Below are 23,926 nucleotides of genomic sequence, written 5' to 3'. Positions count from 1 at the left end.
ACCGGCTACTCCCCTTCGGCGGCGGTGCCGTCGTTCTTGATGTGGTTGGCGATGTTGAACACACCGCCGTGCTGCTCGAACTGTTCCTCCGCCCACAGCACGCTCCGTGTGCCCTGATGCTTGATCATGCCGGGGCTCACTCCCAGCCGGAACGTGCCCGGCACCGGCTTGCCTTCGGGGGTGCAGGGCAGGAAGTCCAGCGGGCTGGGGCCGGGGGAGGGGTAGACGAGGGCGTCGGTGCCGATGGCCACAGGGTAGAGATCGGTGGCGGCCGCCGTCTTCATGATCTTGCGGTGCATGCTGACCCGGACCGTCGCCAGGACGGCCGCCCGGATGTCGGGGCGCCAGGTCGGGCGGGCGAGCGCCGGCCACGGCTCGTAGTACGGCACCTGGCCCCGGTTGCGCTGGCGCAGCTTGCCGATGCCGCCCTTGGCCGTCGCCTTGATGGCCTTGAGCACCAGCGCCAGCGTCGGATCGGCGTGCCGGGAGCAGGCCATGGCGTGCAGGAACTCCTCACCCTGCATCGCGGTGCTCACCCCGAGGTCGGCCATGGTGGCGATGTAGGCGTCGCGCAGCCGTTTGTACCAGGGATCCAGATAGCGGCCGGTCCGGGTGCGGACGTAGGCCTCGGCCGGCGCGACCTCGAAGCCGAGTTCCAGCGCGTACGCCACGGTCGGCGTGGCGTACCAGGCCGGGCCCTCGGGCCGGTCGCCCCTCGGTGTGAACGGCGACGGGAGCCGGTCGGCGTCCAGCGGGCGGCCGCCGACATCCACCCGGGACAGGTCGACGTGGGAGAGGTCCACCAGCCATGAGCCGGGCAGCGAGGGGTCGAAGCGCGGGTTGCCGGTGAGGTGGGTGGGTCCGTTCAGCCCGACGGTCAGGCCGTTCGCGGCCGCCGCGAACGCCATGTTGACGTCGATGGCGACGAGGTACGGCTGCATGCACTCGCCGTCGGTGAGCTCCCGGCACCAGTCGTACGGTTCCTCCAGCAGCATCTCGGCCGGGGTCCGCTGGTGGTGGCGGGCGAACCTGCCCTTGAGCAGCGGATGCTCGTCCGGGACCTCGCACTCGACGACGTCGTACACCTCGGTGAGGGCGTCGGCGTTGAGGGCCTGCCTGAACTCTCCGGTGTCCGGGTCCTTCTCCGCGCGGGTCGGCGGGCGCAGCGCCGTCATCAGCTCCAGACCGGTGACCGCCGTGGTGCCGCGCGGGGTCATCACGCGCTCCGCGTAGGTGCCGAGGAACAGCGCGAGGTCGGCTGCCGGCATGGTCGGCAGGCGGGGGTCGTTCTTGTCGTCCCACTCCTCCACGGGCAGGGCGCCCCAGGAGGGGATGCACAGCTGTACGCAGCGGCGGCGGGCGCCCTCGGGGGCGCGGTAGAGCCGCGCCCAGGGTCCGAAGCCGAGCTGGGTCAGCTGCAGTTCTGCCTTCTTGACCTGCTTGACCACCTTGTGGGTGTCCTTCAGCCGTCCGGCGCGCCGTTCCTCCGGGGACAGGGTGACGGGCAGGCCGTACCGCTCCAGGGCGGCGGGGGTGAGGACCAGCACGGGGTCGGCGTCACGGCCGTGCCGGTGCAGCCGGGACTGGCCGAGCCTGCCCTCGGTCAGCGTCCAGTCCACCAGGGCCGGGATGCTCTTGGCGGGTACGTCGAGGACCAGGCCGCCCACGCAGTAGGCCACCACCTGGTCGCCGTCGAGGCCGATGACGGCGAGGGGGCCGTTCTCGAAGCGGGGAGCGGTGGTCTCGGCCGTGGCCTCGGAGGGGACCGGTGTCCTGGGGGGCTTCCTCGGTGCGGTCCTCGGGCGGGGCTTGGTCGCGGGCCTCGGCCCGGTCTGGGGGGTGTTCTCGGGCGTGGCCTCGGTCTCCGTCCGCGTGTCCGGCGGGGGGAGGGGGGCTGCGGGCTCCGGGAGGGAGCAGGCGGGGAGCGGGGGAGTGGGTGCCGGAGGCGGGGGAGTGGTGGACGTCTCCTGGGGCGGCAGGGCCGGGGCGGGGAAACGTTCGGCCAGCTTTTCCAGGAAGCGGGCGTAGGCGGCCCGTTGGGGCGGGCGGGGCTCGTTCCTGCCCGACTCCCAGCTCGCGACCGTCTCGCGGCGGGTCGCCAGTGCGGCCGCGACCTGGGTCTGGCTCAGCCCCGCGGCCTCCCGCAGGCGCCTGCGCTCGGCGGGCGACGGCAGGTCGTTCTGGGCGACTTCCTCCAGCAGCGCGTCGACCGCGCTGAACAGCTCGTCCTGAGTGGGCACGGAGCTCACCTCCAGCTCACACCCTATCCCGACCACTCTCCGGATCACCCATCAAATCGCTCGCGGATCGCACATGACTTCAGCGAGCAGAGGGGCTGAGTGGTCAGGGACCCAGGGATCAGGGACTGAAGATGCAGGGCCGGGAGGGACTTTGGTCCCTGAAGCGTTTTGCCTGGTCAGAGAGGTTTCGTAGCGCCGATCAGGGACTGTAGGGACTCAACTCCGCCATTATGACGTGAACTCAGAGGGGATTCGTACGCGTGCGCGCATGTGAAGACGAACAAGATCAATAACGCTAGTTCAGCTCATAACTGGGCAGTTTCAGTCCCTTCAGTCCCTGTCGGGGGCGCGAGAGCCCCGCTGACCTGGTCTTTTCCGGGAAGGGACCCAAGGGGCCGAAGGGACCCTGGCAAGGGACGGTCTTCGGTCCCTGGTCCGTGGGGTGCCGCCTCGCTGGCGCTTCGCTCGAACCTGGCTCGAAAGTCCCTTCGGTCACTCAGAAAATGCGATAAACCGGCTTCTTCTGAGGAGTCCGTGGGCCGGCGAGCCCTCCGCAGGGACTCAAGGGACCGAACACTCCGATACGACGGCACACGGGGAGGGAGCTACGCCGTCCTGGGGCGGGGCGGCCCTAGACTCTGTGCGAAAGACAGTCCCTTCGGTCCCTCAAAACGCCTCACGCCCCTGCCTCGCCTGGTGTTTTGCCCCCGTGCAGGGACCGAGAACAACAGCGACGAGGACGATCCACGTGCCGTGCCCCGGTCAGACCCACGCGCCTGCCCCGCAGGCCAGGCAGGTGACACCGCATGCCGTGGCCCGCTGGTGCGCCCTGCGGGGGTGGCCGGTCCATCCGCTGGCACCGGGGCGCAAGACGCCTGCCGCGAACTGCCCGGCCTGCAGGGACCGAAGCCATGACCCGCGGTCGTGCCCGTGTCCGGCCGAGGGCCGGGCCTGCCACGGCTTTCATGCCGCGACGACCGATCAGGAGCGCATCGACGCCTGGTGGGGGCAGAGTCCCACGGCCGGTGTCGGCGTCGCCTGCGGCCCCGCGGGACTCGTCGTCATCGATGTCGACGCCCATCCCGCGCCGGTGCCGGACCGCAGCCGGCTGCTGCCCGGCATTCCCATCCACGAGACCGTGGATCTCGCCGGTCTCGCCTCGGGGTTCGACACGCTGGCGCTGCTGGCGGCCTTCCGTGGGCAGCCCGACCCGGCCCGCGACGAGGGCACGCTGCGGGTGCGGACCCCGTCGGGCGGCCTGCACATCTGGTACCGGGTCAGCGCGCCGGACACGCGGTTTCGGTGCTCGACGGGGTCCAGTCCGAAGGTGGCGCTGGCCTGGCAGGTCGATGTACGGGCACACGGCGGGTACATCGTCGCGCCCGGCACACGTACCGCTCAGGGCACGTACGAGGCGGAGGGTCCCGCCCGGACACCGGCGCCGCTGCCCGCGTGGCTGAACGCCGAGTTGGTGCGCACCGGGCATCTGATCGCTCCTCCTGCGCCGCGGCCGCCCTCCGGCGTTTTGGCGGCGCGGCGCAGGGGGCGTGGAGCTGCGGCGCGGCGGGTGCTCGCGCCGTTGGTGGAGGAGGTCGTGCGCTGCGGGACCGCGCCGGAGGGCACCGGGTTCACCGAGAAGCTCAACCGGGCCGCGTACACGGCCGGTGGGCTGGTGGCCGCCGGGCACCTGGAGCACGGGGAGATACGCGAGGAGTTGCTGGCCGCGGCACACCGGGCGCGTCCCTGGCAGGAACGCCGTAACGAGAAGATCATCGATGACGGGCTCGCCGCAGGGGGCGCGCGCCCATTCCACCTCGAAGGACGTACATGAGCAGCGCCGAGAGCACGCCGCGGTTCGATCCCAAGGCTGCCGCTCAGCAGATGCTCGAGCTGCAGGAGAACGAGCCGGTCGCCGCCGTCCTGCCCGCGCAGGGCTCCCCGCCCCAGGTCTACTCGCCGCCGGACAGCGCACGGCAGGAACCGGTGCTGCTGCCGCCGCACTTGAGCGACCGGGGCAACGCCCGGCTGTTCGTGCAGCTGTACCGGGACCGTTTCCGGCATGTCGAGGGGCTGGGTTGGTTCGCCTGGGACGGCTACCGCTGGAAGCGCACCGGCGGGGAGAAGGCGGCCCTGTGGGCGGCGGGGGAGATGGCCGAGGACCTGCCGCAGAGCGACCCGCTCGGGCGGTACGGCGACCGTGAACTGGCCACGCACAAACGGCGGACGCTGTCCACGACGGGCATAAAGGCGCTGCTCACCCAGGCCAAGGCCGCCCCGGATCTGTCGGTCGATCCCGACACGCTGGATGGAGACCCGTACACGCTGTGCACTCCGGCCGGTGTGGTCGATCTGCGCACCGGTCAGCTGAACAAGCCCGATCCGAGGCGGGACTTCCACTCCCGAGCCACCAGTGTCGCGCCGCAGCGGATGCCCACCCCCCGGTGGGAACGCTTCCTGGCCGACACCTTCGGTGACGACGCCGAGGGCCGGGAGACGATCGGTTTCCTGCACCTGCTGCTGGGTTACTCCATCACCGGTGACGTCGGCGCCCAGGTCCTGCCCTTCCTGCACGGCGAGGGCAAGAACGGCAAGTCCGTGCTGCTCGACACCATGATCCAGATCCTGGGCGACTACGCGGACGCCGCGCCCCCGGGCTTTCTGATGGACCGTGGTGCCTTCTCCGAGCACTCCACCGAACTGACGGAGCTGCACGGCCGGCGCCTGGTGGTGTGCAGCGAGCTGAAGCCCAACGACAAGTTCGACGAGGCCCGGGTCCGCCTCCTGACCGGCGGCGACAAGATCAAGGCCAGGCGGATGCGGCAGGACTACTTCTCGTTCACGCCCACCCACCATCTGTGGCTGCTGGGCAACCACCGGCCCGAGGTGTCGACGGGCGGGTTCGCGTTCTGGCGGCGCATCCGGCTGATCCCGTTCACCCGGATCGTGCCTGCCGAGCGGCGCATCGACAACCTCGCCTTCGAGCTGGTCCGCGACGAGGGCCCCGGCATCCTCAACTGGCTGGTCGAGGGCGCGCGCCACTACCTGGCCACCCGGGACCCGCTCGACGGGCCCGACCGGGTGCGGGTGGCGACGACGGAGTACGCGCAGACCGAGGACCACATCGGCCGTTTCCTGAGCGAATGCTGCATCCGGGAGACCGCCAGCCCGGCCGAGCTGCGGGTGGAGCAGGGCCTGCTCTACAGCGCGTATCAGGGGTGGTGCACCGCGGGCGAGGGCATCCGGCCGGCCAGTCCGCGGGCCTTCGCCACGCGCGTCCGGCAGGAGCTCGGCCTCACCTCTCCCGCCGCCATGATCAAGTCCAACGGCCGCAAGTACTACCCGGGGATCGCCCTCACGGGGGCCGAATGACCACCCTGCCCCGCCCGCAGGCCGTACAGCCTTTTCCGCAGGCCGTACGGCGGCTCCTGGGCCCCGCGCGGGGGTCCTCCTACGATGGAGGGCGAACGGCCGTTCCCGCGGCTCTCTCCCGCCCCGCCCGCCGGGACGCGGACCACCACACGACGCACACACGCCAGGCCGGGCCCGCTGCCGGGGACCGGTCGATGAAGGAGGGGCTGGAGCCATGAGCTCGCTTCTGAACGAGAGCGACCTCATCCACGAAGCCGAGGTGGTGTGGCTGGAGCCCGTGGACGGCCTCGACTACGTACGCCAGGCGCTCGACAAGACCAAACGCCGCAACACCAAGCCGCCGTATGCCCGGGACGGACGCATGGTCGGCTACGCCGTCCTCGACGACGGGGCGGAGGCCGATCCCGACAGCGGGTTGTACCGGCGGCGGGTGTTCTTCCTGCTTCCCCACGACCGGGACAGCTTTCCCGAGGGCCTGTACCGGGAGGGGGCACCCGGTGAGGCCGTGGATCCGCGCACGATCGAGCCCAGGAGGCCCGGGAGCAAGACGCCCCGGTCGCAGCGCGGGCCGTCTGCCATAGCCGCCGCGTCCTGAACCGCGGCGCGGCCGTTGAGTCGCTGCGGTTCGGTCGCTTCGGTCGCTGGTTCCGGGTGGACGGCCCGGTGAAGAAACGGTCATCCAGGTTCGGTCCAGAGTCGCTTGAGTCGCTTGGGTCGCTTCGGGTGCAGCGACCCAAGAACGGCGATCGGGGAGCAGCGACTGAAGAACAGCGACTGAACGAGGGTTGGGTAGCTGTTGGGTCGCTGCTCGGTCGCTGGGTGAAAGGCCAGGTCAAAGGCCTGTTGAGGGCGGAGCAGCGACTGAAGCGACTCAAGTTCCGGGTATATGGAGACATTCGCGTGTGTGCGTGTATGCGCGTGCGCGTGCGTATGGCGTTATATGCAGGGATTTTGAGTCGCTTCAGTCGCTAATTGGGGGGTAGTTGAGGCTTGACCTGCGGTTTTGGCAGCGACTCAAGCAGCGACCGAAGCAGCGACCGAAAAAGTTCGGTCGCTGTGGGCTCGTTGTGGGTCGCTGCCGCACTCCGGATGCGGAATGGCTTCTTCGTTCACTTGGCCCCGCCTTTATCAGCGCTTCGCTAGTGTGTTCCTATCCTTGAGTCGCTTCGGTCGCTGACGGGGGAAACACATGACCGATGAGCTGCGGGCTTTGCGCAGCGACTCACTGCGGCCCGCTGCTGTCGGAGCGGGCGTCTCGCAGTCCTTGGCCATCGCCCGGTGGTGCGCCGGCCGCGGCTGGCCGGTCCATCCGCTGGCCCCAGGACGCAAGACGCCCGCAGGCAACTGCGCGGCCTGCCGTGAGCCCGGGCACACCTACCGGGGATGTCGCTGTCCCGCCGCCGGGCGCTGGTGCCACGGATTCCGGGCCGCCACGCTGGACTTCGCCCGGATCGAGCAGTGGTGGGGCGCCCATCCGGAGTTCGGGGTCGGCATCGCCTGCGGACCCGCAGGGCTGGTCGTCGTCGACATCGATGCCCATGCCCGGCAGTTGCCCGGACGTGACCGTCTGCTGCCCGGCATCGGCATCGCCGACACCGTGGACCTGACCGGGCTCGCCAACGGCTTCCACACGATCGGCGTGCTGGCCGCACTGCGCGGTGCGACCTCTCCCGCGGACGACGGGACGACCCTGCGGGTGCGCACGCCCTCCGGCGGGCTGCACGTGTGGTACCGGGCCTTAGGAGGGCACCGCTGGCAGTGCTCCTCCGGCTCGGGAGGCGGCCGGGCACTGGCCTGGCAGGTCGACGTACGGGCGCACGGCGGGTACATCGTCGCCCCGGGCACCGTGACCGCGGCCGGTACGTACGAGGCCCTGGGCACGGCACGTGAGCCCGCACCGTTGCCCGCCTGGCTCGCGCGGGAGCTGGAGCGCACCGGCCATCTGCCGCCCGCGCACCTGCCCGCGCCCCGGCCGGTGCCGCCCCGGGCCCGCCAGGCCGTCCTGGCCGCAGGAGGCGGCCGCGGAGCCGCCGGCCGGGTGCTGGCCTCTCTGGTGGCCGAGGTGGCCGCTTGCGGCGCCGTCCCGGAGGGAGCGGGATTCACCGAGAAGCTCAACCGGGCGGCGTACACCGCCGGCGGGCTCGTCGCAGCGGGCCTGCTGGACGCCGACGACGCCGAGCGGCTCCTGGGGGAGGCGGCCGGGCAGGCCCGGCCCGGGCAGGATCGGCGCTACGGTGCCGTCATCCGCGGCGGGCTGAGCGCCGGCCGTACCCGTCCGCTGGCCCCGGGAGGCCGCTCGTGACGGGCCACGACAACGCCCTCTTCGACGCCGGCTCGGTCGCCGCGCAGATCCTGGCCCAGAGCGTCCCCCAGGCGCGCAAGGAGGCCCAGGGCGTCCCCGAGGCATGCATGGAGACCCAGAGCGTCCCCCGGGCCCGTACGAAGCCCCAGGGCGCCTCCAGGCCCGCCGGTGAGGCCACCGCCGACGGGCTGCTGCCCGACACCCTCAGTGACCGGGGCAACGCCAAGCTGTTCGTGAGTCTCTACGCCAACGACTACCGGCACGTGCCGGGCCTCGGCTGGTTCCGGTGGGACAGCACCCGCTGGCAGATCGACGAGGACGACACCGTGCTGTGGGCCGCCGGCGACCTGGCGGAGTCCCTCGCCACCATCGATCCGCGGGGGGTGCACAGCACGACCGCCCTGCAGCAGCACCGCCGGCGCGCGCTGAGCACCAGCGGGATGAACGCGATGCTCACCCAGGCCAAGTCCGCCCCCGGCATGGTGCTCAACGCGGCGCTGCTGGACGCCGATTCGTACGCGCTGTGCACGCCCGGCGGCATCGTCGACCTGCGTACCGGGCTCAAGCGCCTGCCGGACCCGAACAAGGACTTCCACTCCCGCTCCACCACCGTCACGCCCGAACCGATGCCGACGCCGCGCTGGGACCGGTTTCTCACCGACACCTTCGGGGAGGGCCCCGAGGGCGCGGAGATGATCGACTTCCTGCACCTGCTGCTGGGTTACTCCATCACCGGTGACGTCGGCGCCCAGGTCATGCCCTTCCTGTTCGGCTCCGGCAAGAACGGCAAGTCGGTGCTGCTGGACGTGGTGATGAAGCTCGTCGGCGACTACGCGGACGCCGCGCCGCCCGGGTTCCTCATGGCCCGGCCCTACGAGGGACACCCCACCGACCTCGCCGAGCTGCACGGGCGCCGGGTCATCGTGTGCAGCGAGGTCAAGCCGGGGGACCGGTTCGACGAGGCCAGGGTGAAGCTGCTGACCGGCGGCGACCGCATCAAGGCACGGCGGATGCGGCAGGACTTCTTCAGCTTCCAGCCGACCCACAAGCTGTGGCTGCTGGGCAACCACCGGCCCGAGGTGGGGACGGGCGGGTTCGCGTTCTGGCGGCGGATGCGGCTGATCCCCTTCGAGCGGGTCGTGCCGGACCACCGGAAGGTCGACAACCTGGCGGACATCCTCGTGACCGAGGAAGGGGCGGGCATCCTCAACTGGCTCGTCGCCGGGGCGCGGCGCTACCTCGGCGGAGAGAAGGACCTGCTGGGCCCGGAGGCCGTGCGCATCGCCACCACGGCGTACGCGGAGACCGAGGACCACATCGGGCGCTTCCTGGGCGACACCTGCAGGCGCGAGCCGGGTCTGAGGGCGGAACAGGCCGGTCTCTACGCGGCCTACAGGACATGGTGTCAGAATGAGGGAGCCCCGGCCGTCTCGTCCCGGTCCTTCGCCGCGCGGGTCCGGGAGGTGGTGGGACTGGCGTCTCCGAAGCAGATGATCCTGTCCAACCAGCGCAAGTACTACCCGGGCATCGGGTTGGCCGCCGACGAGGAGACAGCATGAGCGCCCTCATAGCCGATGACGAGATCGTCCACGAAGTCGGCCTCGTCTGGCTCGAGGACACCAGCGGGCTGGACTACGTCCGGCAGAGCCTGGACCGGCTGCCGACCCGTCAGGGCAGGCCCGCCTACCACCGCGACGGCCGCATGGTCGGCTATGCGCTGCTCGGGCCGAAGGCCAAGCCGTCCCGTTCGTCCGGGACCTTCCGCCGGCGGGTGTTCTGGCTGCTGCCGCACGACCGGGACACCGTTCCTGACGGGCTGTACGCCACCGGGGCGCCCGCCGAGGCCGTCGATCCGCGCACTCTGGCGCCGGGGAGCAAGGGGCGCAAGACGGAGCGGTCGGAGGGCGGGGAGGCCTCGTCCCGGTCGGGGGCATCGCTGTCGACGTAGCCGGCCCGGCGTGGTCGTTTTCCAGCGGGCGAACGCCCGGACGGGCCTTGCGTCGACGAGGTGCTGAGGGACAGCCGGTCCGGGCAGCCGTGAGGGCTGTTCGAACCGACTGTCACGGTGAGTGGAACGGGGGAGGGCCGCTCATGGGTGTCACGTCCATGGAGCCCGGGGAGGGTGCCGTACGGCTGTCACGCGCACGGGCGCGCGAACGGCCGGTGTGCCCTGGTGCCACCGTCTGCGTGCTGCGGCGCCCGCGTCGCGCAGACGGTGGCAAGTGACGGGCAGGGCGGGCCGGAGAGGTTCTCGGCCGCCTTCAGAAGGTCTGCCCGGTGAGAGTGGAGACGAAGACCGTCTCTCCGTCCTGGCGGCCGGTGACTCCGACGGTCATGAAATCCCCGCCCTCGGGCGAGACCCGCGTGATCTCCAGCCAGCACGGCCGGTCGAATTCGGCGTAGCGGAAGAACTCGGTGGAGGCGTTCGTGGGCTTCAGCCGCTTCGGTGCGAGCGAGGCGGAGGCCGCCTGTCGCGCGCCTTCCAGCAGGACCATGCCGGGGATGTGGTCGTCGGCGTGGTCGAAGAAGATCGGGTGTGTCAGGTCGGGAGTGAGCAGCCAGCGGCCGGGTGTGTCCGTAGGGGAGAGCACCACGTCCGTCGTGGAGGTGCGCCCGACGGTCACCGGCGCGAGCGGAGCGCGGCTCTCGGATATCGCGAAGGCCTCGCCCGACCACGGCGTGCGGTTCGAGCGCAGCCTGCTGTATACCGCCTGCGGAATGGTGGAGATGGAGCCTCCGCCGTGTGCGACAAGGGCTCCGTCGCGGTGGATGGACATCTCGAACCGCAGCCAACTGGCCGCTCCCCGCCGCCAGGTGATCTCCGAGCACCTGGCGGAGAGGATGAAGTCCGTCGGTGTCAGGGTGATGCCCATGTTGTTGGGGTGTGTCGTGTAGCTGAGGTTCCACATCACGAGCCGGTGGCTGAGCGGAACACCCAGTTCCGCGTGGGCGATGAACATCCCTGCCTGGCGAAACGTCTCTGCAACCTGGAGCGGATCGTGAGCGCTCCCGTCGGTGCTGTTGAACAGAGTGTGCGCGCGCGGCCACTGTCCCGTGAGAGAGAAGTTGTGCTGCTGCTGGGCGGTGCAGCCGGTCAGGAACACCTCGGCCAGGCTGGCGCGGTGCACGTATTCCTTCGGGACCGTCGTGGTCAGCCGAGGAAGTGCGGACAGTCCGACTCTGTGTGGTGCCGAACCCAGTCCCATCAAAGACCCCCGGTTTGAAGCACTGTTCGACGACGTCTCATAAGATACGGACCTACCGGTTTTCTAGGCGAGCCAGTACGGTAAAGGATTGACCAAGTGTCGTGACAGAGGGTGAAGGGATGGTTCCGGTTGTGCCGATTAACTCGGGCAGGTCACCGTAGGGTTAGCGGGTTAAACACGGCAAATTGGACAAGGCTTGTGTTCGATCTGTTGATGTTGTGGACTTCGCTCTTGCATTAAAAAACCCGTTTCGCGGTTTCTTTTGGTCTCACAGGAGGCAGCTGTGCACAAGCTCCCCGTTCCCCTGGTCCTGGACCCGTCCGGCCAGGACCTGCACGGCGAGGCCGCTGTTCTGCGGCAGCTCGGTCCGGTCGTCCAAGTCGTGCTGCCGGGCGGGGTGAAGGCCTGGTCGGTGAACCGACTCGACCTGATCAAACAGGTGATGACGGACCCGGCCGTGTCCAAGGACGCCTACCAGCACTGGCCCGCGTGGATCAGCCGCGAGGTGGACGACTCGTGGCCGCTCGCCATGTGGGTGTCGGTGCGCAGCATGCTCACCGCGTACGGCCCGGAGCACACCCGGCTCCGCAAGCTGATCGCCGGAGCGTTCACCACCCGGCGCGTCACGGATCTGCAGCCCCGTATCAGGGCGATCACCGACGAGCTGCTCGGCCGCCTGGAACGCCGTCCGGCGGGTCAACCGGTGGACCTGCGCAGGGAGTTCGCCTACGAACTGCCTCTGCAGGTGATCTCGGAGATGCTCGGCCTGGACGACGACGAGCGGCACGACTTCCACCGGGTGGTCAACACCCTGTTCACCACCTCGACCACGCCCGAGAAGGCACAGCAGAACCAGATCGAGCTGTACGGACTCCTGAACAACCTGGTGCGACGCAAACGCACCGAGCCGGCCGCCGATCTCACCAGCGCCCTGATCGCCATGCGGGACGAGGACGGGGGAGGGCTGACCGAGAAGGAACTCGTGGACACGCTCCACCTGATCCTGGGCGCAGGACACGAGACGACCATCAACCTCCTCGACCACGCCATCTGCGCACTGCTCACTCATCCCGAGCAGCTCCGGCTCGTTCGCGAGGGTGCTGTCACCTGGGAGGCCGTGGTGGACGAGACGCTGCGCTGCCAGGCCCCGGTGGCCAACATCCCGCTGCGCTTCGCCATCGAGGACATCGAACTGGACGGGACCGTGGTCCCCGCCGGGGAGCCGATTCTCCTGTCGCTCGTCGCCGCCGGCCGCGACCCCGGTACCCACGGTCCCGACGCCGACACCTTCGACGTGACCCGCGCGCGCCGCGAACACGTCTCCTTCGGCCACGGTGTGCACCACTGCCTGGGCCGTCCGCTGGCCATGAGCGAGGCGACCATCGCCCTGCCCGCTCTCTTCGAGCGCTTCCCGCACCTCCGGCCGGCCGTGCCGATGCACGAGCTGCGCCGCTCGGAGTCCTTCATCTCCAGTGGGCACGCCGAACTCCCCGTCCTGCTGACGCCTGAGAGCTGACCCTCCTCATCACCCCAGGGAGAACTCCTGTGTCACACCCTCCGCTGAGCACCCTGCGGCTCGCGGCCGTCAACCTCGACGGCGTCCTGCTGAACGACACCTTCAGCCCGGTCATCCACCGACTGGTCCTCCGGCACGGCCTCACCTACACCGCCGACCTTGAGCGGGCCTTCCTCTCCCAGCACCAACTGACCGCCGCCCAGGCCTTCGCGGAAGCGACCGGGAGCACGGCCAGTCCCCAGGGGATACTCACGGCCTACTTCACGGAACGTGAGCGGTACCTGCGCACAGACCCGTTGCGGCTGCTCGACGGGGCGGTCGCGCTCCTGGAACGGCTGCGGGCACTGGGGCTCGAGATCGTGTGCTACGGCGGTCTGGACAAGAACCACTTCGACCGTCACCTCGGGCCGTGGGCCTCCCTCTTCACCGAGCCGCGCTACATCTGCACCAACGACTTCCGCCCGGGCGTGCGTGAGATAACCCAGGACTTCTTCGGCCTGGCCCCCGCCCAGGTGGTCTTCATCGACGATGTGGCGGCCGTGGCCGAACGGGCCCGGGAACTGGATGTCCCCTTCATCGGGCACCCCAGTTCCTTCGCGCACGGATTCCAGCGGAGCCTCATGCGGGAGGCGGGTGTCCGGCACATCGTGTCGAGCCTGTCCGGCATCGATGAGCAACTGCTCCGTGCCGTGGACCACGAGGCCGGCGAGGGCAGCGTCTGGCAGCAGGCCGAGGGCATCGGGGCCGCTGGTGCGCTCGGGCGGGAGGAACTGTCGTGACCGCCAACAGAGATACGGCTCCGCTGGCCGGCAAGGTCGCGTTCATCACCGGGGCAAGCAGCGGCATCGGCGCCGCCGCGGCGCGCGTGTTCGCCGGCCAGGGGGCCGCGGTCGTTCTCTGCGCCCGCCGCGAGGAGCGGTTGCTGGACCTGGTCGCCCAACTGCGTCAGGCCGGGGCGGAAGCGAGCCACTGGGTCGCGGACGTGCGCAGCGGCGAGGAGGTCCGACGCGCGGTCGAACACGCCGTGGAGCGCCACGGACGCCTGGACATCGCGTTCAACAATGCCGGTGCGGGAGTCCCGAAGGAGTCCCTGCACCGTCTCGGGGACGACGCCTACGACCTGGTCATGGACACCAACGTGCGCGGTGTGTGGAACTGCATGCGTCACGAGATCACGGCGATGCTGGCGGGCGGTGGCGGGGCGATCGTCAACACCAGCAGTGTCGGGGGGCTGGTCGCCTCCTCGACGGCCGCGCCCTACATCGCCGCCAAGCACGCCGTGATCGGACTGACGAAGGCGGCGGCGGTGGAGTACGCCCCGCACGGCATACGGGTCAATGCGATCGCTCCGGGACTCACGCGCTCCGAAATGATCGACGAGTGGTTCAGGCACAGCCCGGAAGCAGAGGAACGTGCCTACCGGTCCGCGCCCCAGGGCCGGGCCGCCGATCCCGTGGAGGTGGCCGAGACGGCCGCATGGCTGGGCAGTGACAAGGCGAGCTTCGTCACCGGCGCGACGCTGCCCGTGGACGGCGGCCGAACCGCATGGTGAACCCAGGCCTCGCACCGGACCGAACGCCATGTTTGTCGCCGCGTGGCTGAGGTAACGAGGTGTAGAGAGGGTAAGGTACGTAGCGTTCGGTTTTAATTTCTCTGCTAGGGAGGGTCCCATGGCACGGCAAGAGCGTGCGGTACGGACCCGACGTGCTGTTATTCAGGCCGCGGCAGAGGTCTTCGCCGAGCGGGGCTACGCGGCGGCGACCATCGCGGAGATCCTGGACCGGGCCGGTGTCACCAAGGGCGCTCTGTACTTCCACTTCGACTCCAAAGAGGCCCTGGCACGCGGTGTGATCGAGGCGCAGATCTCGAGCAGCGCCTGGACGCCGCGCGAGCTGAAGCTCCAGGAGTGGGTGGACGTGGGCATGGTGCTGGCCCACCAGATCCCGAGGGACGTGATTCTCCTGGCGGGCATCCGCCTGTCGGCGGACCTGCAGGGCCGCCGCATGTTCGGCAGTGCCTGGCCCGCCTGGATCGAGCTGTCCACCAAGCTTCTGGCCGAGGCCAAGGAGCGTGGCGAGGTCATGCCGCACGTCGTGCCCGCCGAGTCGGCCGAGTGCTTCCTCGGAGCATGGATCGGCACGCAGATGTTCTCCGAGGCCTCCAGCGACTGGTCGGACCTGAGTGAGAGGATCTCCGTCCTCTTCAACCACATGCTGCCGGCCATCGCCACGCCCGCTGCGTTGATCAGGCTGGACACGGCGCCCGACCGGGGCGCCCGGGTCATCGATGAAGCGAGGCGCGCCGACGCGCTCGTGGCAACCGAGTCCTGACAAGCGGCCTCTCCGGCGAGCTTGAAAAGGGCAGCGTTCTGAAACCGGACAGAAGGTTTCATACGCTGCCCTTTCTTCGTCGCTGTGTCTCGTGGGACAGGAGTATGGAACAGACTAACCGTGCTGTTTAGTTGATGATCATTTGTCGGTCTTGTTGTGGTCCGAATGCGGCTCCGGAAGCCTGAGCAGGGGGCTTTACTCTTCCCGTCGGAAGCCTGCGGAAGTTGCTCTTGATGGCGACCCGCTTCTAAACCAACCAGTCATGCGGTTTAATATGGTCCTGCGTGAGAGAACGGGACGGAGGAGGACGCGGTGGTCAAGCAGGTGCGGGCAGCTCGTACGCGTCAGACTCTCATCGTCGCGGCGGCCGAGATCTTCGCCGACGAGGGCTATGTGCTGGCCACTCTGCCCGCGATCAGCAAGCGGGCCGGAGTCAGTTCAGGGGCTTTGCACTTCCACTTCGCGAGCAAGGACTCCCTGGCCGCGGAGGTGGAGGCCGAGGCTGCAAACTCCGTGCGCAAGCTGGCCGAGCGCTGCCGCTCCGAGGCCCACACCTCGTTGCAGGCGCTCGTGGACACCACCTGCCGTCTGCTGCTCGTCCTCGCCGCCGATCCCGTCGTCAGGGCCGGCTTCAGGCTGAGCTGCGATCCCTCCCGCAAGGGTGAGGCGGAGATGCTGCACTGGTGGCACACGCTGGTGCGCGACTTGATCGCGCAGGCCGAGCGAGCGGGTGAACTGGCGCACGACGTCTCGCCGGAGGCCGCGACGGTCGCCGTCGTGGCCGCCACCCTCGGTTTCCAGGCGGCCGGTGCGGCGGACCGCGCCTGGCTCGCGGCGGAGCGCGTGGCGCAGTTCTGGACCCTCATCCTGCCGCGGCTCGCGTCGTCCCCCGAGCACGGCACGGTGCCGACCGGTTCGGGGGTGGCCCGGACGGACGGCCCGGGTGAGTCCGCGCATACGGTTGCAAACAGTTGACAAATCCACGGTGGCGCCGGCTCGCCGCTGCGGCTCCCGGCGATGCCAAGGCCCGTGCCGGCAGCGGGCGTTCGGCTGTCTCGACGGGTTCTCGGGTCTGCCTGGAATTCAAGTTGGGCGACCGGTACGGGATTGACATACCGCGCGCGCTGTTTTTTACTGGGGGGTGCTAGGGGAACGCTTCAGATGGCACCTACCAGCGGGGGAGACGTCGTGGACATCGAGGTACTCGGCACACTCGCCGTACGGCTCGACGGGGTGTCCATCACGCCGACGGCCCCCAAGCCGCGCCAGGTGCTCGCCCTGCTGGCGCTGCGCGCCGGTCAGGTCGTCCCGGTGGGTGTCCTGACCGAGGAGCTGTGGGGGGCCAAGCCCCCGCGCAGCGCCCGCGCCACCCTGCAGACCTACATCCTGCAGCTGCGCGAACTCATCTCCGCCGCCCTGGAGGACGGCGCCGGGGGCGACACCGGACAGCGCTGCCAGGCCAAGGACGTGCTGCTGACCGTACCCGGCGGCTATCTGCTCAAAGGCGGCGACGGCCGCAGTGACGTACGGGAGTTCGAACGTCTCGCCGGCTCCGGGTACCGGGCCATGGACGCCGAGGACTACCCTCAGGCCGCCCGTCTGCTGCGCGAGGCGCTCGATCTGTGGTCCGGCCCCGCGCTGGCCGACGTCCACACCGGTCCCCATCTGCGGACCGAGGCCAAGCGGCTGGAGGAGAGCCGGCTGTGCGCCCTGGACCAGCGCGTCGAGGCGGACCTGCGGCTCGGCCGGCACCGTGAACTGCTCGCCGAACTGACGGTGCTGGTCAACCAGTACCCCACGCACGAGAGCCTGTGCGGTCAGTACATGCTCGCGCTGTACCGCTCCGGCCGCCGCGGCGAGGCACTCGACGCCTACCAGCGGCTGCGCGCCACCCTGGTGCGAGCCATGGGCCTCGAACCGTCCCCCGCGCTCGGCAAGCTGCAGCGCTCCATCCTGATGTCCGGCCCCGACACGCTCCCGGCCCGCCCCGCGACGAACCCGTCCGTGGTCCCCGTGGGCTGACGCCACGTCACTTTGCCCCCCCTCCACCAGGAATCGAGCACCGCTCAGGCCCGGCCGTGCAGCGTTGATCCCATCTGGAGGAGGGGGTCGCGCATGTCGTCGCAGCGAGTGCACTCCGCCCAGCACACCGTATCGGTCGCGGCGCCCGCCGGTGTCGTCTACGGACTGCTCGCCGACACCCCGCGCTGGCCGGTCCTGCTGCCCCTCTTCGTCCATGTCGAACGCATCGACTTCGACGGCGCCGAGGAGAACCTGCGGCTGTGGTACCTGCGGCACGGCCAGGTGTGTTCCGCGCTGGCCCGCCGCGTGCTGTGGCCCGGCAAGCGCCGTATCGAGTTCGAACTGCAGGATGCCCTGCTGCCGGGTGCGCCGACGTCCGGCATCTGGAGCGTGGCACCCGACGGCGCCGACCGGTGCCTGCTGACCCTGCGCCATGAACGCCCGGCCGGGCCCTGGGAGTTGCCCGAGGCGCTCGAGACGGACGTGCGGGCCGAGCTCGTCGCGCTGCGCGAGGCGGCCGAGCGCTGGGACCGGCTGGACGAACTGCTGCTGTCCTTCGAGGACGACGTGTACGTCAACGGCTCCCCGGAACTCGTCTACGACTTCCTCTACCGCGTCGAGGACTGGGTCGACCTGGTTCCCCACGTCGAGTCGGCCGAGGTCACCGAGGACCAGCCGGGTGTGCAGGCGACGGTCCTGCGCGCCTGTGCCCCGGAGACGGCACAGACACTGGTGTCCGAGGCCGTACGGCTGTGCTTCCCGGCCGCCGGACGGATCGTCCACAAGGAGACCGTGACGCCCGATCCCGTCGCCGCACAGTACGGAGAGTGGTACCTGGAGCCCGATGCGACCGGGGTGCGGGTCGTCTCCGTCCACCACGTGATGCTCCGCGAGAGCGCGGTGGGGACCGTCCTGGGCGAAGGCGCTCTTCTCGTGGATGCCCGCCGGTACGTGCGCGAGTGGCTGGGCCGGTCGAGCACGGAGGTCCTGAGCCTGGCGCGGTGGCACGCCGAAAGCGCCGTACGCCGACTGCGATGAGTCAGCCGGGGAACGACCGTACGGCGACCGCTACCACGACGACGAGGAGACCGGCGATGGCCCTGACCCGGCCCGCCCCGCATGGCGGGCGGCCCCTGACGACCCCCACCTCCTCACCCCCCGCGGACGAACCGGCCGGGGCGGCGCGGTGTGCGGCGCGCCTCGAAGCGCTGCTCGGCGACCCCCGGGACCCCGGCAACCCCTACGGCCGGTCCGCCCTGTGGGCCGCCGGGCACGACGGTCTGCCCGCCCCGCCCGCCACTCTGCCCGGTGCCGGGGAAGTGCCGGCCGCCGATCAACTCGCCCGCGCCCTGCGCCCGCTCTTCCGCCGGGATCTCGCCCTGGCCCATGCCTGGAGCATCCGACCGCTGCTGAGCACACCGGTGCCGCAGCCGGCAGCCGCACTGCTGGGGCCGGCGGCTCTCCTCGCGTCGGCAGGTGGCGTCCTGCGCGGTGTGACCCGCATCGTGGACGGCCTGAGCAGGTACGAAGCCGCTGCCCGGCAGTGGCGGCCGGTCCTGGCCTCGGGCTTCGCGGACCTGCTGGCCTGCGAGAGCCTGACGGCCGTGGCCCTGCGGTCCTGCTCCGGGCCGGGCCCGGGCGCGGACGGCCCGGGGACGTCGGAGCAGGGGGCCGGGGAGTCGCTCGCCGCCGTCGTGGGGTACCTCGTGCCCGAACTGGTCGGTGAGCTGCTGGGCGATCTCGAACTGGTCCTGAACGAGTGCGGTTTCGACGCCGGTACCGTCGAACGGCGCACGCTGGCCAGGGTCGTGCGGGACCGGGCGTTCGTCCGGGCCGACTGGCCGGCCGCCAGTGCCGCTCAGACCCGCATCGTGCAGGGGCTGAGCGCGGCGGGCGGCTCGCGGCCGGACGACGGCAGGGAGCTCGCGGTGCTGTTCCGGATCACCGAGGCGGCGTCCGCCGTGGCACCGGGCGCCGACTGCCCGTGGGCCGTCGCGGCCACGCTGGCCGGTGCCACCGCCCGGCTGGCCGGTGCCGACGATGCCGACACCGCGGCGCTCGCCCGCGTCGGCCGCAGGCTGGTCACCGAGCAGCGGGCGCTGCGGGTCGCCTGCGCGGCCACCGCCGTGCACGACCCCGCCGACCCGGCGGCGCGTGCCCTGGCGAACCGTCAGGCCCTGCTGGTGCTGGCCGCCGCCACGCTGGGCGTGCGGGAAGCGGCGGCCGGGGCGCGGTTGCCCTTCCTCGGCGGAGCCGGCTGGGCGCTGCTGGCCCTCGGGCGGATCACCGAGCGGCTCGGACAGCCCCTGCCCGACCGCACGCCCGACCCGCAGCCGGGCGTGTGGGACGAGCTGGCCCGGCGCGCGGCGGACGGCGTGGACTGCGACCTCCATGCGACGAGGCTGCTGTGGTGAGCGGAACGAGCGCGGCGCACGGCCGCACACCGGCGCTGCCGTTCCCGCCGCCCTGCCATGTTCCCGGGCCGGACGGGCCGTGGGAGGAGGTCCAGGAGCGGATCGAGCGGACGGGTAGGGCGGTGGTGCACACCACGTGGGGCCAGTGGCTGACACCGGCCCTGCTCGATCCCGGGCTGCGCACGCTGCTCGGCCGCGACTGGCCCCGCTACCGGCAGCATCCGGCCCCGGCCGGCCGGCTCAGCCTCGCCGTCTCCCGGGTGGTGCTCAAGCACACGGCCGCCGCGGCTCTCCAGGTCCCCGCCGAACGGCTCGACCTCGCCTATCTGCCGGGCGGGCGGCCCGTGCTGCGTGGGCTCGGCGCGGATCTGCAGGTGAGCCTCAGCCATACCGACGAGCTGATCGTGGTCGGCGTCAGCCGCGCCGGGCCGGTCGGCGTGGACGCCGAGCCCGCCGGGCGCCGGATCTCCTTCGAGGCCCTGCGCGACCACGTGTGCACCGCCGAGGAGGCCGAACTGCTCGCGGCCCTGCCCGAGGAGGAGCGCACCGAGGGGTTCCTGCGCCTGTGGACGCTGAAGGAGGCGTACACCAAGGCGCTCGGGCACGGCATGCGGCGCCGGTTCTCGGCGTTCGGCTTCGGGCGGGACGCGGCGGGCACCGTCCGGCTCACCGGGGACACGGCCGGGGAGTGGGCCTTTGCCACCCATCTCGTCGAGGAGCGCTTCCTGGTGAGCGAGGCCCACCGGCAGGACGCCGCGCCGGCGGCGCCGGGCGGGACACGGGCCCGGTCATCCGCGGACGAACCGGGGCGGCCGCCCTCGGCGGAGCCGCCGCACGGCACCCGGGTCATCGGTTTTCCGGGGCGGCAAAGCCCCGGGCAGGGATGAGCGGACGTATCGGGCGGGGCTGGCCGGCCCTGCCCGAACGTGCTGTGCAGAAACGATTCGAAAAGGAGGTCGGGGTGTTGGACACGGCTGCTGCGGCAGAGGTGTCCGGCGCGCCGGGGAGCGGATGAGGAGTCATCACTCGCACGGGGGCGCCGTCCTCGCCGTGGTGCACGAACCGCTCGGCACGCAGGCCTGGTCGCCGCTCGTCTTCGAGCTGTGCGGACTGGGCCGCGCGGATGCCGAGGCGGTCGCCGCGCGCGTCGCCGAGCGCCATCGGGCGTACGACGTCGAACTGGACGACGTACCGGACGCCGCGCGCTCCGGCCGGTATCTCCTGCGGCTCACCCGCCGCGGCCCGGGCGAACCCGGCGGGCCGCTCACCGACGACCTGCTGGCCGACCTGCTGGCGCCGCTCGCGGCGGGCACCATCGCCGTGACCGGGCATCAGCGGGCACTGCTCGCGGCGGCGGTCGGCGATCAGGGCGGCCCCGGCCGGCACGTGGAGCAGATCTTCTGGGACTGGGCGGGGCCGCTGGACCTCAGCCGGTTCATCACCGCCTGGCAGTCCGTCGCCGAGCGGGAGGCGGTGCTGCGGGCGTCCTTCGACTGGACCGGCGCCGCCCGCCTGGTGCTCCACGACCGCGCGGTCGTGGAGGTCGTACGCCATGTGCAGGCCGACGTCAGCTGGAGCGAACTGCTGCGGCAGGACCGGGCCCGCGGCTTCGAGCTGTACCGGCCGGGTCTGCTGCGCGTCTCCCTGCTCGACGGGCCGTCGGACGCGTCCGGGCCCGGGCGGTCGCCCACCCGCCTGCTGGTGACGTACCACCGGGCTCTGCTCGACGAGCGCGGCGCACGTCTGCTGGTGCGGCAGTTCTACCGTTCCTACCTCGCCGGCGGCGTGCTGCCCGGCGGTGACCGGCGGCCCGACATCCGGGACCACGCCCAGTGGCTGACCCGCCAGGACCCGGCCGGGGCCCGGGAGTTCTGGGCGTCGGCCGCACCGCCTGCCGGCGCCGCCGTCAGCCCGGGCCGCCCCGGCGGGCCACCGCGGCACACCGAGGGGCCGGGCCGGATCCAGCGCAGGCTCAGGCCGCCCCAGACCTCCCGGCTGCGCTCCTGGGCCGCGGGCCGGGGCGCGGGGGAGAGCAGCGCCCTGCACGTGGTGTGGGCCCTGTTGCTGTACCGGGCGGCCGGGGCCGACGGGCCGCTGCCGGTGGCCTTCGGCGTGCACCTGTCCGGGCGGGACATGTCACTGCGGGCCGCGGCCGACGTCCCCGGACTGCTGGGAAACCCGCTGCCGATGACGGTCACCGTGGACCCCGCCGCGCCGCTGGTGGACCTGCTGCTGCAGGTGCGGGACGCCGCGCTCGACCTCAGCCCCTACGCCTGGGTCTGCGCCGACCAGATCCGGGAGTGGAGCGGGCGCGCCCCCGGATCCGACCTCACCGAGACCACCGTCCGCTTCGACAGCCACCCCGAACTGCCCGAGAACCTGCGGGCCGAACTGGCGGCGCAGGGCATCCGGGTGGGCGTGCCGCAGAGCGCCGGTGGCGACACGACTCTGCCGGTCACGCTCGTCGCTCACTACGACGCCGAGGGCGCCCTCGTGCTGACCGCCCTGTACGACCGGGCCAGGTTCACCGACGCCGACGCCTCCGGCACCCTCTCGCAGTGCCTGCGACTGCTGCGCAGTCTGCCCGAGCACCCGGACGAGGGGTTCACCGTCGGCGACGCCCTGCGGTTGCTGAGCATCTCCGAGGTGCCCCGCGTGACACCGTCCGAACCCGGCGGCACCGGGCTCGCGCTCGCGGTACTGCGGGCCGGGGACCCCGAGGCGGACGTCGTGTGCCTGGTCACCGTCCCCGGCGTCACGCCCGGTGTGTACGACGCGCTCTTGCGCGAGCACGAGGGGCCGGAGCGCATCGTGTCGCTCAGTGTGACGGGCCGGCCGGTACCACCCGATGCCCTGCGGGAACTGCTCGGTGACGGGCGGCGGCTGACCCTGTGCGGTGCCGGTCCGGCCGGTCGGGTCGCCCATGAGATCGCCCGGCGTACGGCGGAGCGGACGGGCGAGGTTCCGGCCGTGGTGATGACCGGGGTCGGCGGTGCCGCCGAGAGCGCGGAGGCGTTGTCCCGGGCCCTGCGGGCGGTGCGGGCGCGCAGCACCTGACCGGTGGCGTCGCCGCATGTTCGAGCGGGCCGAGAGCACCCCTTGAGCGCCATGACCGACGGTGGCCGAAAAGGGGAGGCGGCATGGGCGACACGGACCGTGGGAAACCCGCTCTGCGCGTCGAGCGCGGCACGGCGACCGAAGAGGAACTGGCCGCCCTGACCGTCGTACTGCTGGCCCTGCGCGGCCGGCCGGCGGCCGAGGACGCACAGCCGCGGCCGGTCGACGGTCCGCGCTGGTGGTGGCGGCCGGGAGGCTACCGGGGACCGCGCAGCCGGCATTGAACCTGGTGGTCTGTTTACTGGTAGCTCTTAGAGGGTTGGTGGTCTGTTCTCTCCCGACGATTTCTCCCCTTTTGGGGAGCACGTATCAGCCTGTGGCTGGGTGTGCGGGCCGTCAAGCTGACCTGTGAGCCGATGAGTTGGCTGGTGGGCGGCCGTCTTCGAGGCTTGCTGCACTTCCGCTTGAAGATCAAAAAAACAGGGTGCACGGTCTCGTATTGACATACCGTACGTGCTGTTTTTAAATCGTGGAGTGCCGGCGGCACACATGAACTAGGGGAGACGGCGTGGACATCGACGTACTGGGTGCACTGGACGTGAGGGAGAACGGGGTGTCCGTCGCCCCGACGGCGCCGAAGCCACGCCAGGTTCTGGCGCTGCTGGCGCTGCACGCCGACCGCGTGGTGCCGGTCGCCTCGCTCGTCGAGGAACTGTGGTCGGGCCGGCCACCGCGCAGCGCGCGCACCACCTTGCAGACCTATGTGCTGCAACTGCGCGAGCTCATCTCGGCGGCGCTGGCCCGCGGCACCGGACAGCAGCCCGCTGCCGAGCGGGAACGCCGTACCGCCAAGGACGTGCTGCTCACCCTGCCGGGCGGATACCTGCTCTCCTCCGGCGGCGGCGCCAGCGACGTCCGGGAGTTCGAGCGGCTGGCGGGACTGGGCTACCGGGCCATGGACGCCGGTGACTTCGCGGGTGCCTCTCGCACCCTCGCCTCCGCCCTGGACCTGTGGTCGGGATCCGCCTTCGCGGACGTGCAGACCGGGGTCCAGCTCGCCATGGAGGCCAAGCGCCTCGAGGAGAGCCGGCTGTGCGCACTCGACCAGCGCATCGAGGCCGACCTGCGGCTCGGCCGGCACCGCGAAGTACTCGCCGAGCTGACCGTACTGACGAGCCGTTACCGCACTCATGAGAACCTGCACGCCCAGTTCATGATCGCGCTGCACCGCTCGGGGCGGCGGGGCGAGGCGCTCGACGTCTACCGGCAACTGCGCACCACCCTCGGGCGCGACCTGGGCCTGGAACCGTCACCGCGGCTGCGCCGGCTCCAGCACTCGATCCTGATGGCCGCGCCCGAGACCGCACTGGGCCCGGCGGCACCGGCCCGCGCTGCCCGAGCCGCGCAGGTCCCGCACGCCGGACCCCTGACACCGACCCACTGACCCTCCGGCGCGAGGGGCCGATCCTT

The 23,926-nt window shown here is 71.2% G+C and carries 20 protein-coding genes; 18 read left to right on the top strand and 2 right to left on the bottom strand.

Going from position 1 to position 23,926, the window contains the following annotated elements:
* Window positions 1–5 precede the first annotated feature (5 nt).
* Window positions 6–2,240: a telomere-associated protein Tap gene (gene tap / locus ACWGJ5_RS36180; RefSeq protein WP_453313865.1), complete on the bottom strand. Its 2,235-nt coding sequence runs from the start codon at window positions 2,238–2,240 to the stop codon at window positions 6–8.
* A gap of 796 nt (window positions 2,241–3,036) precedes the next feature.
* Between tap and ACWGJ5_RS36175 the strand changes: the two genes are divergently transcribed.
* From ACWGJ5_RS36175 to ACWGJ5_RS36150, 6 genes are all read left to right on the top strand, one after another.
* Window positions 3,037–4,071 (top strand): bifunctional DNA primase/polymerase, encoded by a 1,035-nt coding sequence (locus ACWGJ5_RS36175; RefSeq protein WP_453313864.1) that lies wholly within the window; start codon window positions 3,037–3,039, stop codon window positions 4,069–4,071.
* Window positions 4,068–5,609 (top strand): DNA primase family protein, encoded by a 1,542-nt coding sequence (locus tag ACWGJ5_RS36170; RefSeq protein WP_453313863.1) that lies wholly within the window; start codon window positions 4,068–4,070, stop codon window positions 5,607–5,609. Before ACWGJ5_RS36175 ends, ACWGJ5_RS36170 begins: the two co-directional genes overlap by 4 nt.
* Before the next feature lie 214 nt (window positions 5,610–5,823).
* On the top strand, window positions 5,824–6,204 hold the full coding sequence (locus ACWGJ5_RS36165) for a DUF6009 family protein (RefSeq protein ID WP_453313862.1): 381 nt from the start codon (window positions 5,824–5,826) through the stop codon (window positions 6,202–6,204).
* A 594-nt stretch (window positions 6,205–6,798) separates the two neighbouring features.
* The gene (locus ACWGJ5_RS36160; protein WP_453313861.1) at window positions 6,799–7,911 is read left to right on the top strand and encodes a bifunctional DNA primase/polymerase; all 1,113 of its coding nucleotides are present in this window, start codon (window positions 6,799–6,801) and stop codon (window positions 7,909–7,911) included.
* Window positions 7,912–8,018: 107 nt separating this feature from the next.
* On the top strand, window positions 8,019–9,470 hold the full coding sequence (locus ACWGJ5_RS36155) for a DNA primase family protein (protein WP_453313928.1): 1,452 nt from the start codon (window positions 8,019–8,021) through the stop codon (window positions 9,468–9,470).
* The gene (locus ACWGJ5_RS36150) at window positions 9,467–9,859 is read left to right on the top strand and encodes a DUF6009 family protein (protein ID WP_453313860.1); all 393 of its coding nucleotides are present in this window, start codon (window positions 9,467–9,469) and stop codon (window positions 9,857–9,859) included. The genes ACWGJ5_RS36155 and ACWGJ5_RS36150 overlap by 4 nt, the downstream gene beginning before the upstream one ends.
* Before the next feature lie 313 nt (window positions 9,860–10,172).
* On the opposite strand, the gene ACWGJ5_RS36145 is transcribed toward ACWGJ5_RS36150, so the two are convergent.
* The gene (locus ACWGJ5_RS36145; RefSeq protein WP_453313859.1) at window positions 10,173–11,117 is read right to left on the bottom strand and encodes a ScbA/BarX family gamma-butyrolactone biosynthesis protein; all 945 of its coding nucleotides are present in this window, start codon (window positions 11,115–11,117) and stop codon (window positions 10,173–10,175) included.
* 283 nt (window positions 11,118–11,400) lie between these two features.
* Between ACWGJ5_RS36145 and ACWGJ5_RS36140 the strand changes: the two genes are divergently transcribed.
* The 12 genes from ACWGJ5_RS36140 to ACWGJ5_RS36085 all read left to right on the top strand — a co-directional run bounded on the left by ACWGJ5_RS36140 (window position 11,401) and on the right by ACWGJ5_RS36085 (window position 23,900).
* Window positions 11,401–12,633, top strand: a complete 1,233-nt coding sequence (locus ACWGJ5_RS36140; RefSeq protein ID WP_453313858.1) for a cytochrome P450 family protein — start codon at window positions 11,401–11,403, stop codon at window positions 12,631–12,633.
* 29 nt (window positions 12,634–12,662) lie between these two features.
* A complete protein-coding gene (locus ACWGJ5_RS36135; protein ID WP_453313857.1) occupies window positions 12,663–13,412 on the top strand; it encodes an HAD family phosphatase in 750 nt (249 codons plus the stop codon).
* The gene (locus ACWGJ5_RS36130) at window positions 13,409–14,185 is read left to right on the top strand and encodes an SDR family NAD(P)-dependent oxidoreductase (RefSeq protein ID WP_453313856.1); all 777 of its coding nucleotides are present in this window, start codon (window positions 13,409–13,411) and stop codon (window positions 14,183–14,185) included. The genes ACWGJ5_RS36135 and ACWGJ5_RS36130 overlap by 4 nt, the downstream gene beginning before the upstream one ends.
* A 118-nt stretch (window positions 14,186–14,303) precedes the next feature.
* Window positions 14,304–14,963, top strand: coding sequence for a ScbR family autoregulator-binding transcription factor (locus tag ACWGJ5_RS36125; protein ID WP_453313855.1), 660 nt, complete (start codon window positions 14,304–14,306; stop codon window positions 14,961–14,963).
* Between the two features lie 312 nt (window positions 14,964–15,275).
* Window positions 15,276–15,938, top strand: a complete 663-nt coding sequence (locus ACWGJ5_RS36120) for a ScbR family autoregulator-binding transcription factor (RefSeq protein ID WP_453313854.1) — start codon at window positions 15,276–15,278, stop codon at window positions 15,936–15,938.
* A gap of 213 nt (window positions 15,939–16,151) precedes the next feature.
* Entirely contained in the window at window positions 16,152–16,985 is an 834-nt protein-coding gene (locus ACWGJ5_RS36115; protein WP_453313853.1) for an AfsR/SARP family transcriptional regulator, read from the top strand.
* A 93-nt stretch (window positions 16,986–17,078) separates the two neighbouring features.
* Window positions 17,079–18,023, top strand: coding sequence for an SRPBCC family protein (locus ACWGJ5_RS36110; RefSeq protein ID WP_453313852.1), 945 nt, complete (start codon window positions 17,079–17,081; stop codon window positions 18,021–18,023).
* A gap of 56 nt (window positions 18,024–18,079) precedes the next feature.
* Entirely contained in the window at window positions 18,080–19,399 is a 1,320-nt protein-coding gene (locus tag ACWGJ5_RS36105; protein ID WP_453313851.1) for a hypothetical protein, read from the top strand.
* Window positions 19,396–20,286: a 4'-phosphopantetheinyl transferase superfamily protein gene (locus ACWGJ5_RS36100; protein WP_453313850.1), complete on the top strand. Its 891-nt coding sequence runs from the start codon at window positions 19,396–19,398 to the stop codon at window positions 20,284–20,286. Before ACWGJ5_RS36105 ends, ACWGJ5_RS36100 begins: the two co-directional genes overlap by 4 nt.
* Before the next feature lie 124 nt (window positions 20,287–20,410).
* Window positions 20,411–22,456, top strand: a complete 2,046-nt coding sequence (locus tag ACWGJ5_RS36095) for a condensation domain-containing protein (RefSeq protein WP_453313849.1) — start codon at window positions 20,411–20,413, stop codon at window positions 22,454–22,456.
* An 83-nt stretch (window positions 22,457–22,539) separates the two neighbouring features.
* Complete coding sequence (locus ACWGJ5_RS36090; RefSeq protein WP_453313848.1) at window positions 22,540–22,740, top strand: acyl-CoA carboxylase subunit epsilon; 201 nt, start codon at window positions 22,540–22,542, stop codon at window positions 22,738–22,740.
* A gap of 284 nt (window positions 22,741–23,024) precedes the next feature.
* Window positions 23,025–23,900: an AfsR/SARP family transcriptional regulator gene (locus ACWGJ5_RS36085; protein WP_453313847.1), complete on the top strand. Its 876-nt coding sequence runs from the start codon at window positions 23,025–23,027 to the stop codon at window positions 23,898–23,900.
* The last annotated feature ends 26 nt before the right edge of the window (window positions 23,901–23,926 follow it).

It is taken from the genome of Streptomyces sp. NPDC054783, assembly GCF_053611725.1.
Note: the sequence above shows the minus strand (reverse complement) of the source record. Positions and strands in the feature narration are given on the sequence as shown.